This is a genomic window from Paenibacillus sp. FSL k6-2145 (assembly GCF_037976585.1).
GTDB lineage: Bacteria > Bacillota > Bacilli > Paenibacillales > Paenibacillaceae > Paenibacillus.
Genome location: NZ_CP150267.1, coordinates 3,119,643 through 3,135,799, shown reverse-complemented (window position 1 = coordinate 3,135,799; position 16,157 = coordinate 3,119,643). Strand labels below are relative to the sequence as shown.

At 47.0% G+C, this 16,157-nt stretch carries 8 protein-coding genes; 1 reads left to right on the top strand and 7 read right to left on the bottom strand.

All coding sequences use genetic code 11. The features are described 5' to 3' along the window. Positions 1–21 precede the first annotated feature (21 nt). Complete coding sequence (locus tag NZ043_RS13875; protein WP_339312259.1) at positions 22–2,430, bottom strand: S-layer homology domain-containing protein; 2,409 nt, start codon at positions 2,428–2,430, stop codon at positions 22–24. A 384-nt stretch (positions 2,431–2,814) separates the two neighbouring features. Between NZ043_RS13875 and NZ043_RS13870 the strand changes: the two genes are divergently transcribed. Beyond that, on the top strand, positions 2,815–3,603 hold the full coding sequence (locus tag NZ043_RS13870) for a formate/nitrite transporter family protein (RefSeq protein ID WP_017690511.1): 789 nt from the start codon (positions 2,815–2,817) through the stop codon (positions 3,601–3,603). A 263-nt stretch (positions 3,604–3,866) separates the two neighbouring features. Here the strand turns inward: NZ043_RS13870 and NZ043_RS13865 are convergent, their stop codons facing one another. From NZ043_RS13865 to NZ043_RS13840, 6 genes are all read right to left on the bottom strand, one after another. Then, a complete protein-coding gene (locus NZ043_RS13865) occupies positions 3,867–4,853 on the bottom strand; it encodes a WXG100 family type VII secretion target (protein ID WP_339312257.1) in 987 nt (328 codons plus the stop codon). Positions 4,854–4,899: 46 nt separating this feature from the next. After that, the gene (locus NZ043_RS13860; protein WP_339312255.1) at positions 4,900–5,370 is read right to left on the bottom strand and encodes an acetyltransferase; all 471 of its coding nucleotides are present in this window, start codon (positions 5,368–5,370) and stop codon (positions 4,900–4,902) included. 150 nt (positions 5,371–5,520) lie between these two features. Beyond that, positions 5,521–7,077, bottom strand: a complete 1,557-nt coding sequence (locus tag NZ043_RS13855) for a glycoside hydrolase family 30 beta sandwich domain-containing protein (protein ID WP_339312253.1) — start codon at positions 7,075–7,077, stop codon at positions 5,521–5,523. A 145-nt stretch (positions 7,078–7,222) separates the two neighbouring features. Further along, positions 7,223–9,922, bottom strand: a complete 2,700-nt coding sequence (locus NZ043_RS13850; protein WP_339312250.1) for a glycoside hydrolase family 3 C-terminal domain-containing protein — start codon at positions 9,920–9,922, stop codon at positions 7,223–7,225. Between the two features lie 662 nt (positions 9,923–10,584). Continuing rightward, positions 10,585–15,555, bottom strand: a complete 4,971-nt coding sequence (locus NZ043_RS13845) for a DUF4132 domain-containing protein (protein WP_339312248.1) — start codon at positions 15,553–15,555, stop codon at positions 10,585–10,587. Positions 15,556–15,579: 24 nt separating this feature from the next. Continuing rightward, on the bottom strand, positions 15,580–15,999 hold the full coding sequence (locus NZ043_RS13840) for a hypothetical protein (RefSeq protein WP_091034653.1): 420 nt from the start codon (positions 15,997–15,999) through the stop codon (positions 15,580–15,582). Positions 16,000–16,157 lie beyond the last annotated feature (158 nt).

The following is a 16,157-nucleotide window of genomic DNA, read 5'->3' as shown; positions in this document are numbered from 1 at the left end:
TGATGTGGGATATTTCAAAAATTAAGGATTGGACGGTGAGGATGTGTAGTTACCCAGACCGTTGTAATAGTTCTCTCCTTGTTGGATCCACCGTGCCCCGTCATAATTTGCATCACCATGAACATTACCTGACATTCTTGTTAAAGATTGCGCAGGCTTCAAGATGGCTGTATCCATAGGTTCTCCATCGCTAATCTGATAGAGTATCAAAGTGATGTCTTGGGGTTGATCAATATCAAAATTAAAGGACATATAATAAATCTCGTCCTCATTAATCGGGAAATCTGTAGAGTCATCGGCAATGACCATCGTTTTATAAGGTGCAATGATAGTTCCAGAAGCAAACGTAATCGGATCGTCTATATCACTACGTTTAATTTCAAACTGACTGAGTTCAATTGGTTTGGACGTTGGATTATACAGTTCGATCGCCTGAGTAGTGTCTTCTCCCCAGACTACCTCGGAAATAAACAGGCCCTTTCCTGCATCCGGGTCCTCCACCTTAACCGTAAATGTCGTCTCAACATCTTTACCAGCGGGATCAGTAGCCTTAACGGTAACGGTTGCGGAACCAATAACTTTCTTGAGATCTAAAGTCAATATATTTCCTTGGACACTCACTTCTACCACAGCTGGATCAGAAGATTGTGCTGTATACGTTAGAATGTCGCCATCCATATCTGTGAACACATTAGTCAAATCAACCGTCTTACTCACGGTACCCAGTTCAACTCCAACAGTTGGCAGTGTTTTTACCACTTCAGGAGCATGGTTGATTGGTGGTTGTGGAATGATGATTGGCGGAAATGGCGGTAAAGGTGGAAATGGTGGTGGAATTAAGACCGGTTTGACCACATAAGTGAATGAAGCCGATACACTTCCTCCTTTTCCATCTGCAGCTTTCACCGTAACCGTTGTTTGGCCTGTAGCAGTGGCCATAATTTTTAATTTTGAACCCTGAATATTCGCTGTAGCGATGTTAGAATCGATCTCCGTAATCTCATAGCTCAGCTCATCCTCATCCGCATCAGTAAATACAGCACCGAGATCAATCTCTTGCATGCCGTCTCCGAGATATACCATCATGTCAGAAATGCTAGACTGAACAACAGGCGGTTGATTCTGAGGAGACGGAGGTACAATAACCGGCGGCTCAGGTTCTGGAGTTGGTGTCGGCGTGGGAGTCGGTGTAGGAGCTGGTGTTGAAGATCCTGAGCCAGAATTGGAGTTGCTTGTCCCTGTATTGCTGGATGGTGTGGTCAGTGGCGGTGCACTGCGAATGATCTGTGAGGTTACGCCGCCCTTTGGAAGAATAACTGTATTCGTTTTCACACTTGTTGGTAATTGAATAATGGATTTCACGTTTTTCAACACAACTTCCTTCCACGTCCCACTTCCAAGAACAGTGACTTTGTCAGTCGTATCTACAGTTACCGCATCGATATCACCATCAATCGTTATAGCACTTACGCCTGGTTTTAATACAACCTTGGACAAGGTATCAGCTTTCAGAGCAACGTGATTTGAAGAGACTGTAACCACACCTGGATAGGAGGTACCGACCAAATTCAATTTCACGTAATTTTGAAGTGTGCCTGCTTGGGTAATCTGGATTTCTGATAAGGCAGACAGGTTACGTGTACGTGCATCATAAGTAATTACTGCGTTCTGCAATGCTTCTTTGTTCTCATCATTCAAAATTCTTTGCAATTCCTGACTGATCACAAAAGGACGTCCATCCATATAAGCAACATCTCCGTCCAATGCAGTCAAAGAAGCTGTTCGTTTACCCGTCTGGAAAACATCTACGAGAACCTTCGCTATATCTTGTCGTTGTACCAGAGCTCTGGATTCAAATTTCCCCTCATTTGAATCCAATAGCCCCAATTTCAACGCAGTATGTACCTGTTCTTTAGCCCAGCCACTCACCTTGGATTCATCTGCAAGCGTCTGTTGTTGTCCTCCTTTTGCTCCTTGTGTTCCTGTCACTCTTACCAAAATGGAAGCAAGCTCTTCCCGACGAATCGGATCGTTAGCACGGAAATTGCCTGTTGCATCTCCAGTCATCCATCCCTTTTGACGAATTGCTTCAATATAAGGAGTCGCCCAATCTGAATGTTTAAGTCCAGTGTTGGAAGTCTTATCAATCTCTAATTGTGATGCTTTGGCCAGTAACACGGCCATTTCTCTTCGAGTCAAAGGCTGGCCTGGGTGAAATGATCCATCTGGATAACCTGAAATTAATCCTTTCTCTACTGCTTCCTTTACGGCCTGAAGAGAGGTCGAGCGAATATCGGTCTGATCTGTAAATACCGACGATATGGAGTCTGTTGATTCTCCAGTTTGCTCTGCTGCGTTGACAAATTGAGTTCCCCACAACATGCCTACTACAAGTGAAGTCAGAAACACTTTCTTCCAATCCTGATTCATATTTGTTCCTCCCAATAAAACTCGTTTTCGGCACATAGTTTATCAAGTTTCTCTGAACAATTTCTGAACAAAATAACTAGAAAAAATTCCAGATCAAAGGAGCTTATACAGAAGGAATCCACACTGATTTCGCTTAACATGGGAATACATTGTTCTATATAAATTTTTGGGTTTTGGCATAAGAAAAATGTGCAAATAACTAATCAAAAAGTGTAAATAATATAAACCCATATTATACGTATTCATCCAAAATAACTTAAACTGGTTAAAGATATTCTTTTTCTGAAAAAGCGTGTTACTATCTCAAAAATCGTTATAATAAAAGGAACTTGGTGAGATTTGTAAGTTAATGCAATCATTCAACTTAGCTATTGGAGGATAATTATGGAAACGGAAGCTTTACGCAACGTGGAACAACTAGCTTTGAAGAAACACAAGATTTACAAACAAAGCTTAATCAGGTACCTTGCACGCTCCATGCTGGCCAGTATGTTTATCGGATTCGGCGTCATCGTGGCGTTTAAGACAGGTAACTTCTTTTATATGGAGCAGTCCCCGTTTACCTATCCGATGGCAGCAATTACGTTTGGCGCGGCCATCATCCTGATCGCCTACGGCGGGGGTGACCTGTTCACGGGCAATACGTTTTATTACACGTATGCGGCGCTGCGCAAGAAACTGCGCTGGTTCGAAGTGATCAAGCTGTGGATTGCGAGTTATAGCGGTAACCTGATGGGCGCAGCCGTGTTTGCCTTGTTAATCTACCTGACCGGATTGTTCGACTCGTCCCAGGTGAACGGTTTTCTGCTAAGCGTGGTGGAACACAAAATGGAAGTTCCGACCATGCAGCTCTTTTTCCGGGGAATCCTGTGTAACTGGCTTGTATGTATGGCGTTCTTTGTCCCGATGTTCATGAAGGAGAATGGAGCCAAAATGTTCGCCATGATGCTCTTTGTGTTCTGCTTCTTCATCTCGGGATACGAGCACAGCATCGCCAATATGTGTACATTCGCGATTGCACTTGTGCTGAACCATCCGGGAACGATCTCATTTGAAGGTGTGCTTCACAACCTGGTTCCCGTGACCTTGGGTAATCTGGTGGGTGGTGTGCTGCTGATGGGCTTTATGTATTATGCGGTGAACAAACCGTTTCTGGATGAAGAGACACATTAATCTCTGGCAAAAAAAGAGTCCCTTCCAGCCCGGTCCATTGACCGTGGCGAATCGGTAAGCAAAACTATAAACACCCCGGCAACCTTCCCATCTCAGGGAGAAGGTTGCCGGGGTGTTTCTCTATGGGCAGGCTCACGGATAAGCCGCCTGCCCTCCACACGCATAGCCATGTGATATACAACCACATGGCTCCATGCAACGGGCGACAAGCAGGCCGCAACCAGGTACCCCTGCGTTGCCCGCTTGCCAACCCCATCCGCGGCTTAATAGTAATCCCGCCACGGAGTATATTCAATATCGTTGTCGCCACGCGTGACCACTATCATATTTTCCATTTTGCCCGTTTCCTTATTGGTACGGTAGATCATCGTACGTGTCTCGCCTTCCTCCGGCACGGAGAACAGGAATTTGTCCGCGACGAAGGATGAACCTAATCCTGTCGCATGTTCCGTGAAGGCAGAGCCCGTCTTGCTTGTGAGCAACAGACCAATGCCGTAGGCTGTAGCCGTTTGTGCTGCTTTGCCAAAGAGATGCTCGCCTTGACTGGTCGTGTGCGTTTGCTCCGAATACCTATACTTTTCCGTATCTTTGGTATAGTCCACCACATTGCCCTGTTTATCCAGACTGATGGTGGTCGTTTCGCCCTTGTCGCTTTTCACCTGATACGTACCTACGATGGAATCCTCGGTAATTTTCACCGTCTTGCCCGTATTGGGGTCAGTCTGATAGATTACATCTTCATACTGAAGCCGAATGATGTTCATGCTGGCCTGAATCTGCTGCGCCAGTTCTTCGTCCCCCATCTCTTTGGCTTTCTTCAGCATTTCCTCATAGTTCTGGTATTTCTCGGCATCCTTCTCAGCCCATTCATCCATGTTCTTTGGTGGACCTGGCGTTTTGTCCAGATCATCACCTTTATTTTTGCCCATGGTTGATAGCGCCCGCGCTGCGGTCAGCGCCGTCATGATTGCCTGGCTCACCGCCTCTTCATCTGTCGTGCGGAAACGCTCGGCAATTTTCTTAAGCTCCGACTGAATGGACAGAACCAGTTCCAGAACAGATTTCATCGTGCCTTGAGCCGTTGAATAATCGTTATAGAAGCGTTCCCGTTCCATCCCATCCCAATTGCTGCGCATGACACTCATCTTGCCGTCCAATGTGGACATGAATCCCGATAATTGCTGATGTGCCTGAGCGAACTGCCCACTGACCGTCTCCAGTTGTTCCGGTGTCACCTTGATCTGTGTCATCCTGCACACTCCTCATCCTGGTCATTTATAACTCATGGTCTATCCATTACGACAATCTCTCAGCCTGTTCCTGTTGGATCTCCAGATGCAACAGCGGAAACGGATTACCGGAACCGTCCAATTCGGAACGACCTGTCTGTACAAATCCCATCTTTTGATAGAATCGGGCTGCTCCAGTATTCTGCTCATTAACATCCACCTTGAGGTGAAGGCCTTTGATTTTGAAGGTATGGTCTACGAGCAGACGTCCCAGACCCTGTCCGTGTTGACTCGGATCTACAAACAACATTTCGATAAAGTTATCATCCAAACCAATAAAACCCACGGGTTGTTGCTCTGTATTCAGCGCTTCCCAAACCTCGACTTGCCTGTGCTGCAACACATCACTCACCACTTTTTTATAGAACTGAATGTGATGCTCTTCCAAAAACGTATGTGTTGCCCGAACAGCACTCTCCCAGATCTCGACCAACTTGTCATGATCCTGTTCCCGATATGCAACCACTATCATGTCCAACGTATTCTCCTTTTCTAGTAAAAGGTTATGTAAAAGTCCGATCTTGGGATCGGACTTGTTTGATAGATCAAATTTGAAATAACTCTTCGTTTATTTTACCATGTCCATCATTCAATCTGTACCCATAATTGCCAAACTTGAGTTAACGTTCTACCCCATTTTTGGTTTCCAACGGAAGGTAACTGCCGATTGGGAAGACAGTACATATCGAAACGAATCTCCGCCCATAACTACATCAAAGGAAACTTCTGCCTCACCCGTGTTAGCTGCAACCAGCACCATCGTTCCATCCGGATTGCGGAAGGTTACGTTCTCGAGCTGGCCCTGTTCTTGCGTAGAAGCAACTCTTACGGCTCCCGGACGTACATAACTGCTGATGTGGCCTAACGCATAATACTCGACATTTCTAGTGATTTCATCACGCTCCGGGTCAATCGTCACAACCCCACGACAGTTCTCACAGCCACCGTTCGTGGGTCCACCTTGCGGATCGAGTGCGATGTTCCAGAGCAGTACATTTTTCGCCCAGTTGCGAGGTGCACCAATGATGAGATTGGACATCTGCCAGCTCAGATTCTCGCCAAAATCAGGACTCCACTCCCCACCACTACATTCGGTAAAATAGATGTTTTTGTCTGGGAAGCGCTCATGCACTTCCGACATGGCAGATGGATCACCTGCATAACAGTGAAAAGCAGATCCATCGATATAGGCAGCAGCCTGCTCATCATCAAGCACCTTACCGGTATATTCAACCGCATGATCCCAGTTATGATCATACGCGATGATTCGCGTGTCCAGTTCTGCATCCTGTAGCGCCGGGCCGAGATAATCCCGAATGAACATCGCTTGTTCTTCGGATCCCATACTCATACTCGGATATTTATCCGAGGTGAACTCCGGTTCATTTTGCAACGTGATCACGTAGATGGGAATGCCCTTTGCCTGATAAGCTTTGATATATTTCACGAAATATCTCGCGTAAGCTTCATACACCTGGGGATCGTTGTAATCCAGATACCAACCGTTAGTGGTCTTCTCCCCATACTTCATCCAGGCCGGGGCCGTCCACGGTGTGCCCAGCACTTTAAGATCCGGTTTCAAACCAGCTACACGCTTCAGCATATTCACGACTTCCTGATCCTTTTCGATCGAAAAGTGTTCCATCTCATAGTCCGTGCCGGACTCTATATCATCATAGGTATAACTTGAAGCCGCGCCTGATTCATCTACCGAATAATCGGAGGCACCAATCGTATGACGTACCATATCCATGTTTAGCCCTTCCGTCGAGAACATCTCCTTGAGTAGTTGTTCTTGCTGCTCCTCTGGAAGCTGATTAATCAGATGTACCGACGAACCCGTCATCGCTGCGCCGAATCCATCCATGGTCTGATACGTCTTGTCCGGGTCAATCTGTATGGTGAAATCCGACGAAGATGTGTCTGACTCCTGCGTTGAAAAAACTGAAGAACTTGGGTCAGCATCATGGTGATCTGTAATTGGAATGGGCTTCTGTGGTGTAAGCAGATTTTTCCGATCTCCCGTGGTTAACCAGACTTCGACCGCTCTCTGCTTGTCCGCAACCGGTGGCGGAGCGGGTTGTTCACTTCGGGTGAAGATAAGCCAGATTCCTATACCGACACAACAAACAGCAATCAATAGGATTATCCATCGTTTGGGATGCTCTCGCCAGCCTATATTCATCACGTTTCACTCTCCTTCCATTGTGGAAAAAGCCGCGGCCACTAGGCCACGACTCATTTTCCTAATCTATATGAAGTAGAACAAACTGCATTTAACGGAATAACTTCACTGGGAGAACAACCTTCCAATCTCCCTGATTGCAATTTTATTTACCGGACTTGCTTCCGATATTCACACTGCCTGTCAGACGGATATCATCCGATGCACTGCCAACATACAATTGGACTTTACCCTTAGGCATTACCCATTCATGCGATGTTTCATCCCAGTAGGACAATGCGCTGCGATCCAGTTGAATGTTGACCCGTTGCTGCTTGCCTGCTTTCAGATCAACCTTCGCCCAGCCAGCAAGCTGCTTCTCTGGCGTTTCAACTTTGGTTGGCAGGTTGCCGACATAGACCTGTACAACTTCCGCACCGGCAACTTTACCGGTGTTACGTAAGTTCAGGGATACTTCTACGGTTGCTTTGTCGCCTTTGCCTGTGTTTTTCACATGCAGATTACGATAATTAAAATCGGTATAAGACAGTCCGTGTCCAAAGGCAAACGCCGGTGTCATGCCTTCTTTGTCATATCCTTTATACCCTACAAAGATACCTTCGGAGTAGTTGCCCACCCCATTCACACCCGGGAATTGTTCCGCAGTGGATACCGGAGTTTGGGAATCATCTGATGGGAACGTCACCGGCAACTTACCGGATGGATTCACATCGCCGAACAGAACACGTGCCACTGCATTACCTTGTTCCTGACCTGCATACCAAGCCTGAACTATGGATGGCACTTCTTTTTGCCAGGAATCCATTTCAACAGCGCGACCACTCATTTGAACCACGATCGTTTTTGGATTGGCTGCCGCTACCTTGCGGATCAGCTGCTCCTGGTTATTCGGCAGTTCCAGGTCGGAACGGTCTACGTAACCTTCACTGTCATACGTGCGAGTTACCACAACGGCAACATCGGATTTTTTCGCCAACTCAACTGCTTTTTGCATCTTGGCATCAACAGCATCTTCTGGAGCTTCCCAGCCGAAACGAACCTGAGCTCCCATATCATGACTGGTTTGTACCGGGAAATCTGTACGATATTCAATCCGAATGTTGTGAGACTCGCCTTCTTTAAGCGTGATTTCTTTCTTTGTAGTGCTCAGTGTCGCACCTTGATTGTCTACCAGCAGCTGATCATCCACGTATAGTTTTGCAGAACCCAGACTGGTCAGAGACAGTTTGTAATCACCTGTTTTCGGTGCCGTAATGGAACCTGTCCAACGAGCGGACATTTTGCTATTAAACTTCGTTGGCGTCACCGGAAGTTTAGACGACTGTGCATTGAAGCCTTCATAGTTGTAAAATCCAAGATTCATGTTCACCTGATTATCCGTGCGGACCAGTTCAGGATTGCCCTCCATGTCCTTGTTCGTCCAATATTCGGCATGCAGTCCGTTTTTCGCATTGTCTGAACCACTTTCGTTAACACCCGCTGGAGACAAGAGCGTGGATGGTACCGCGGACGGTCCGTTAAACGCATCTCCTGCCGAGATTGGATCGGTTCCGGCTGCATATTGCACATCTACACCGTTTCCTGCACGGTTACGAATCCCTTCAAGCGGGCTCACCGTATACGTCGGATTAACGAGACTGCTACCTCCACCAGCAGCAGATGCGTTATCTGCATCCGGTCCGATGACAGCGATGGATTTCACGTTTTTCTTGGACAGCGGCAGTACATTATCGTTGTTTTGCAAAAGAACCATGCTCTCTTCTGCAATTTCACGTGCCTGTTTGCCGTCTTTCTTGGCATTGATTTGTGTATTCGTTACAGGGTTATCGAACAGCCCTTTATCGAACATTTGAAGCAAAATGCGTCTAACCTTCTCATCAATGGTTTGCTCGCTGACTTCGCCATTGTTGACGGCTTCCAGCAATTTGTCTCCCCATTTGCCGTAAGGCTCTCCCGGTGTCTCCAGATCCAGACCCGCATTGGCGGACTTGGCTGTGCTGAAGTTTGCACCGTAGTCACTCATGACAAACCCTTCGAAGCCAAACTGATCCCGAAGGACATTGGTAAGCATCTCCTTGTTCTCACAAGCATATGTACCGTTCACCTGGTTAAATGAACACATGGCAGAACCAAGATCCGCTTTTTCAACCATCGCCTGGAACGGACGTGCATAGACTTCCTGAATGGCACGTTCGCTGGCTGTTGCATTGGTCGTGAAACGTTCCGTCTCCTGGTTGTTCAGGATATAGTGTTTCGCTGTAGCGATAACCGGATTACTTTGAATCCCGTTCACATACGCTGCACCCATGCCCGAAGCCAATAGCGGATCTTCCCCGAGAGATTCGAAGTTCCGGGAACCCCATGGTGTACGTGCAATATCCAGCCCAGGGCCGAGCACTACATTATGTGTTGTATCATGTGCTTCCTGACCGATCAGATCGCCATATTTCTTGGCCAGATTGGTATCCCAGGAAGCGGCAAGCGCGATGGGTGCAGGCAGTGCCGTGGACTTTTTGTCCTGCACATCCGGGTTAGCCACACGTACCCCTGCAGGTCCGTCTGCCATCTGTAATGCCGGAATGCCGAGGCGCTCCAATCCATCATTATAGAAACCATAATAGTTATTGACTTTACCGGTTACGAATCCAACTTTCTCCTCCAGCGTCATCTCCTTGAGCAGCAGCTCGGTGCGTTCCTCCGCAGACAAGGATTTGTTCATCCAAGGACGATTGGCCCCAGATTCCGCCTCCGCGGCGAAGGCGTGCAGCGGCATAGCCGCAACCGCCACGATGATTAATAACATAAACCATCGTTTGAGGAAAATCAGATTGAGTCTTCTGTTCATGTTGTAAGCTCTCCTTCTCTCTTGATCATTTTTCTTGTGCACATATTGAATACATGTATACAAGGGAATGCAAACTGGCTTGATCCCAGTCTTTCAAGCATTCAGGTTGTCCTGCACATGGCTTCTGAAACTGCAGCCTGCAAGCAAGTCAGCAGATTTCGCTTCCTAACGATAGCCGACATGATCATGAATTACATCCCCTTAAATTTGGTAAATGACCGATTAGAACAAGCCTAGTTCTTTGGAATCACCATATTAACAATTCAGATAACAAAACAAGAAAACGAATTATTTACATTTCCGTAACTACTTTCGAACAAATTCTTTACTTTTAAAAACAGTCGGTTCGACCCACTCCCGATCAACCAATTAATGCAATTAATTATCAGATTAAGGAATATGTCGACACACTCTGGGTCCTAAGTCTATTTGAAAACGGAACCAATCCGGTCCATTGAAATATCCAAAAATATAAAAGCAACTGAGGTCCCTTTTAACAGGTTCTTCAGCTGCCTTTATGTTGGAATTGCTCCATATTGTCCACTTTCCGTCCATGATTCTTGTTCTACACTCGTTATATTGAGATTCGAAGTTACATTAAAATCGGAGTAGCAAATAAAAAACCGCCCCAAGAGGGGCGGCTCACTTCTGTTCAATCACTTCTAGTTCTGTAATTGTGCAAGAATCTGCGGGTCCTTGATCTTTTTATCTTCGGCGAGCAACATCACCTTGGACAAAATCTCAGCTGTTCTCGGATCTTCATCCAGGAATGGCAGGAAGATTCGACCCCGATGCTGACTGTGCACCGGAACAATATGAAGTGCACCTGTAGCTTGTTTGAACACATTACCACTCCCCAGATGAACAGCATACTCACCCAATTCACCATCAATTCGTGCGTAATTCCCGTCCAAACGTACATTGTCGATCTTCAGCAGACGCAACGACTCGTTCACAATGACGTGACGCATCTCGATTGTTGTCAGGCTGGCTTCCGGATCTACGCCTCCCACATGTGCAACGCTGACCACCAGATCGATATCACGCATAACTTCCGAGAAGAACGTCAGCGGCACATCTTGCAGCGCTACAGGTTTGTAGCTCTTACGATCGTAGAACTGCACCGTCTCCAAGGTAGGTGCCTCCGTATCTGCTGGTGAGAACCAATCTGCCATGGCATAGAGATTCGCAATCAGATTGTGCTCGTAACTTACCTTCTGCAGACCTTCCTCATAACTGACAGTCCATTGGCGTCCTTTAAGCAGAGCTACTGCTTTTTTCGGTTGAATCTGATATCCGGCGTATCGACGAGACACCGTACCATTAGCCAATTCGTCCTCGTTAGGAAGATACAGCTCACGGAATACCTGCTTGAAGGGCTGACGCTCCTGACGGGTGAACAGATCCCGCTGGAATTCACTCCAGCTTCCGCTCTGATACAGATGAAGCGGATGAGCAATCAACAGTTGATCCTGTTCCGATAGTGCATGGTTCGTACCCTCCGGCCCAGGAGCAACCAAACCATTGGATGATACATCGAATCGTCCCGTCTTGTCACCTGACTGGAATATAAGCGTTCTTACCAGCGGATGTATAACCGGATTTTGCATCAGACTGGTAATTTCCTCACGTGTAAAGGATGTTCCAGCAGTCATCGAACGTTCCAGCTCCTGCCGTGCCCGGCGATACTGATCCACCAGATCCGATTTGAGCTCTTTCAGTTCAGCGATATATCCATCTTTTTTGAACCGGGCAGGTACAGATTTGAGTGTCTTGCCTTTGCTAACGATAACCATTTCGGGTTGGCCTTCCTCATCAATGACCAATTGTGCTGTCGTGTCAGCATCTAATGCATGAGGTTCAAAGAAGGATTTCATCTCATCCAACTTACGTGCTTCCATGTCCCACATCAGCCGCGTAACATCAGCATAACCTGCATTACGAGCGAGATTGCCCAGTGCAATCTGTGATGCTACACCTTCACTGGCACGGCGTTGTGCACCGAATTGCTTGCTCTGCAACAGAAACTTCTGAATGAAGTCGTATCGCTCACGCAGATCCTGTTCCCGATTTACGGCGAATGGGATCAAACTGTAGGTTAACAAATGATCCTTGTTTCGCTTGTCTGACACGGAATCACGCATATCGTCCAATCGAAGCTTGCCCAGTGCAGCATCTGCGAACAATTGGGATCTGCGGTGGTTAGCTCCCCCGGAAATGTACTTGGCGCAATCGTATAACAGATTGAACCGTTCCTCACCGACAGCAGCATAGGCTTCTTCAAACCAAGCGATATCAAACGCACCTTCATTAAAGTCCTGTGGTGAGATTGGAGAATAGTGGGCCACGATGGTTTCTTTCTCCGCAGTAAAGCGTTCATTGATATGGGCATGGAAGTACCATGCCGCACTGCGGAGACCTTCCCATCCCAGATGTTTTGCAACAATCTCCATCCACTGCGGGGCGTACATAGCCGCTTCCAGCAATTTTTTCTCATTCACCGGATACTTCTGGAGTAATTCTCCAAGACGCTTCTCATCTTCTCCATCCCGTGGATGACAATTCTGAATTAGATAGCTAAACGTCTCTTTACGTGTTGTGTTGTCCCCATAACTGTAGATATATCCACGGACAAATGTATCCTGATCCATCGCCGAGACCAGATGTACCCAGTGTTCCATGCCTTCAATTCGTTCCAGTTTCATGGCAAGTGTACTTACTTCTGTAGAGAGTTCTCCCCGGGTCAGCTCGATCTCCAGAATCCGATTAACGACCGTATCCCGTAAATGAATCAGCTTGGGATCACTTGCGATCACTTCTGTACGAGTGGATGTTAAGTCCCGAATAAACATCAGACGATTCCCACCGACCAGAACCTGTCGGTATATCTCCTGTTCATCAATCAAGTTCAACTGGTACGCACGCAGAAAATCTTCAAGTGACAGTAAAGACAGCGGATGACTACTCTCTACAAGACTGGTGAACTGGTAAGCTGTCTGGAAGAAACGTTTGAAACTGTTATCGTCATGGATTTTGCCACGAACCACATAATTCCAAGATCCAGTCAGAATATGAAGCATGCCTGACTCTTTCTCGAGTCGATCAGCAGGCATACTCGCGATGATGGAGGCCCAGGTTTTCTCAGCTATTTCAAACGTGTCGATCGGATCGCTATCCAGAAATGCCGCCGATATCAGTGCCACTACCTGATCCTTATACGTTAACGAATCCAGCATCTGCTGCAGCTTTTCGATGTCATCCAGAGGATAGGTCTGTTCAGCAAACGTCTTGCGCCAGCCTTCCAGTAACGGAATCTTTTGCAGTTCTTCATAGTCATACTGATCATGGAAGTAACTGTAATGGTCACTCAATTTGCCATTGAAATCCCGGAGCTGTATAACCATGTATAGTTGCATCAGTTCCACACTGCTAAACCCAGCATGTTGAATAAAGTTTTCCCATATGTCATGTAGCGGGAACTGTTCCATCTGCTTCATTTCATTCCGCTCTCCATATGGAACCTTGGAGCGAAGACTCGCTCCGACTAACAATGTATCTTTGTAGCCAGCGTAGTATTCCACCTGGTACTCATAATCCCTGTGTTCATGCACTAATTCACTAAGTCCCTCCAGAAATGGTCTGGTCTTATCCAGAGAGAGTGTAAAGATATCCTTCGGAATATGGCCCTTGAGATCACGCTTCTCATCCAGCAATAGCTCACGTCGCTTCGGATCGAATAAACCAAATCCATTAGAGGCTGTGTAACGACTCCCCTGATCGGTCAGCTTATCCAGCAGTTTCTGTTCCTTCGCGGTTGGCGTCTCAATCAGCTGTGCCAATGGCTGCAATTGCTCCTGCTGATCTGCCCGATCCGGATCTGCCGCAATCTCGGTCAACAATTCGAGCGCGCCTAGACGCTGCAACTCACTCTTGGCCTGCAAAAGTCGCTTCAGTGAAACCGTCAATTGGTCCACGGGTTGTAGTAACAATACATGGATGACCTTCTGACGAAGTGAGCCTGTCTTGAGCTTCATCAGCGCCTCCATCTGTTTCATCTCTTCAACCGTCAACGTGAGCTGCTTCGCCTTGGAGAGCGCACTTTCCCGATTACTGATGCTTTTATCAGACAAACTCTCAAACACAAACTGTCTTTGCACCTCATTATCGGGATGCTGAACAAACTGGGACAACAGTTCCCCGCGCAGTTCTGGGCTCAAACGGTCCTTGATTGCGATGACTTCGCCGATCCATTCCGGGTCCATATCATAAGCGGCCAGATATAACATTTTCTTCACTACATCATCTGTATCAATCCGGTAGTGAACATACTCAAGTACACCCGATGGTCCACCTGATCCGCCTTTTGGAATGACAGCCAACATCTGTTTGAATTGATCAAAGTCCTGACGTCTCAATGCCTTATCTTCAAGCGCAGGCAATGGCCACACGTAGACACTACGCTGATTCTCTCCATTCTCGAAACTCCAGTTGTACATATACATGGCATCATAGTTGGTCACAATCCAGTGCATCAACTCGGTATCCTGCGCCTCCAGATAACGACGTGCAATGTGCAAACGAAGCTCTCTGTTCTGGCTGTTAGCCAGTACGTATTGGGCAACAATCTTCTGATATAATTGGCCTTGATCCATAATCTCGATGATCTTGCTCGTCAGTTCATTCTCTTCAATGACCGCTGTCGCCCACAGGCTGATAAAGAGCTTGTTGGCGTTCGCTTCCTGCTGCCAGGCCTCGCGTACTTCTGGTTGAACAAGCGTCTCATAGGCCTGTTCAATGAGCTGTGCGGCAACACGTTGATTGGCTGCTTCTATGCCGATTCCTGTCCATACAGCGAGCGCTCTTACCACCGAACTGAAACGGATCAGGTTGTTGGCGATAATGATTTTTAATATGTAAATATAGGCTTCCAGTGTTCCTTCATCCATCCGCTCCACAATGCTTTGGCGCAGCCCTTCCTGCAACCTTGCTGCAACGAGCAACTCACCCACCATCTGATAGGCATCTGCCTGATCGCTCATGAATATACCTTTGATCATTTCATGGGTTAACAGCGCCGTCTGATTGTCACCATAGATAATATCGTGCAATGCCTGCTTCATATCTCCGCCCTGATGATCCAGTTCATATGCGATACAATCCGCCAGAACCCAACGGATCTCATGCAGATAATCCAGCTTGTACTCACGAAGTGACACATATTCACTCAGGGAGAAATTCTTCATCTCCATTCGGAACAATCCCATCAGTTTACGGATGACTTGTGCTACATGCTGCTCCGGATCGGATGTGCGGAAAGGGCGGCGTTCATAGTTGTTACTGTATGGGAAGCGAGTCGCACGCTCTGCGATATAACGGAATCGTGCAACCAATGACTCGCTCGCCAGATGCTGGAGCACATCCAATAGTGGCTGGAATAATGGTTTCTGCGTTTCTGCAGCCAACCTTCCAAGCAACTTATCAGTATTCAAAAACATCTTTTCATCTCCACGCAAATACGTAGACCCGGCGATCTCCACAACATAGCCTGCCAGCTCAAGCTGTACCCCTGTTAACGACTTGGCTCTTTCCTGCAATCCATCCATATACACCTGTACTTGCTCTTCCTGATTCATCCTATTCTCCTCCTTCATCGCTCTCTACCACAGACGTCCGGCAAGCATTGTAAAACGAACAAACACCACGTTGTCGCCGTCTTGTATAACCACGGAATTGTCCAGTTCCTGCAATTCTTCATCGTTGAGAAACACTTTGTACAACCCATCCTCATAGGCGGTTATAGCTGTCTCCATCGCACTATTCAGATCAGGAGCGCCCTCATTGTATACTGCGCCAAACCCGACTTTCCCCGTCGCTCCCTGCGTCTCAATCTCATCCGGCATGAGGAAGGCGAGTAATTCTGCCTGTTGCTTCTTGTCCTGAAGGACTTTCACTTGCAGAGCCACCATGTTCTCAATGAGCTGCCTCAGCGTATGGGTTGTTTCCGGAAGTTCGGCAGCTTGTTTGGCAAGTGCCGGCTTGCGCTTACCCAGACTTTTTACCGTTATCCATATGTTCACCGTGTTCCCTCCCTATGTCCTGCCCTATTTGAAGAAGCTTCCATAAGCCCCGATATCTATACCATGATGCGTAATATCCTAAACTCGAAACTGTTGTCGGCCTCAAAATATAATCAAAAATACGTACATATGTACCCCTAATAAACATCATAACTAAA

Bases quoted from the DNA above. Each gene is read 5' to 3' on its own strand.
- NZ043_RS13845 (WP_339312248.1), bottom strand. From the start codon at position 15,555: ATGAATCAGGAAGAGCAAGTACAGGTGTATATGGATGGATTGCAGGAA.
- NZ043_RS13875 (WP_339312259.1), bottom strand. From the start codon at position 2,430: ATGAATCAGGATTGGAAGAAAGTGTTTCTGACTTCACTTGTAGTAGGC.
- NZ043_RS13870 (WP_017690511.1), top strand. From the start codon at position 2,815: ATGGAAACGGAAGCTTTACGCAACGTGGAACAACTAGCTTTGAAGAAA.
- NZ043_RS13855 (WP_339312253.1), bottom strand. From the start codon at position 7,077: ATGAATATAGGCTGGCGAGAGCATCCCAAACGATGGATAATCCTATTG.
- NZ043_RS13865 (WP_339312257.1), bottom strand. From the start codon at position 4,853: ATGACACAGATCAAGGTGACACCGGAACAACTGGAGACGGTCAGTGGG.
- NZ043_RS13850 (WP_339312250.1), bottom strand. From the start codon at position 9,922: ATGAACAGAAGACTCAATCTGATTTTCCTCAAACGATGGTTTATGTTA.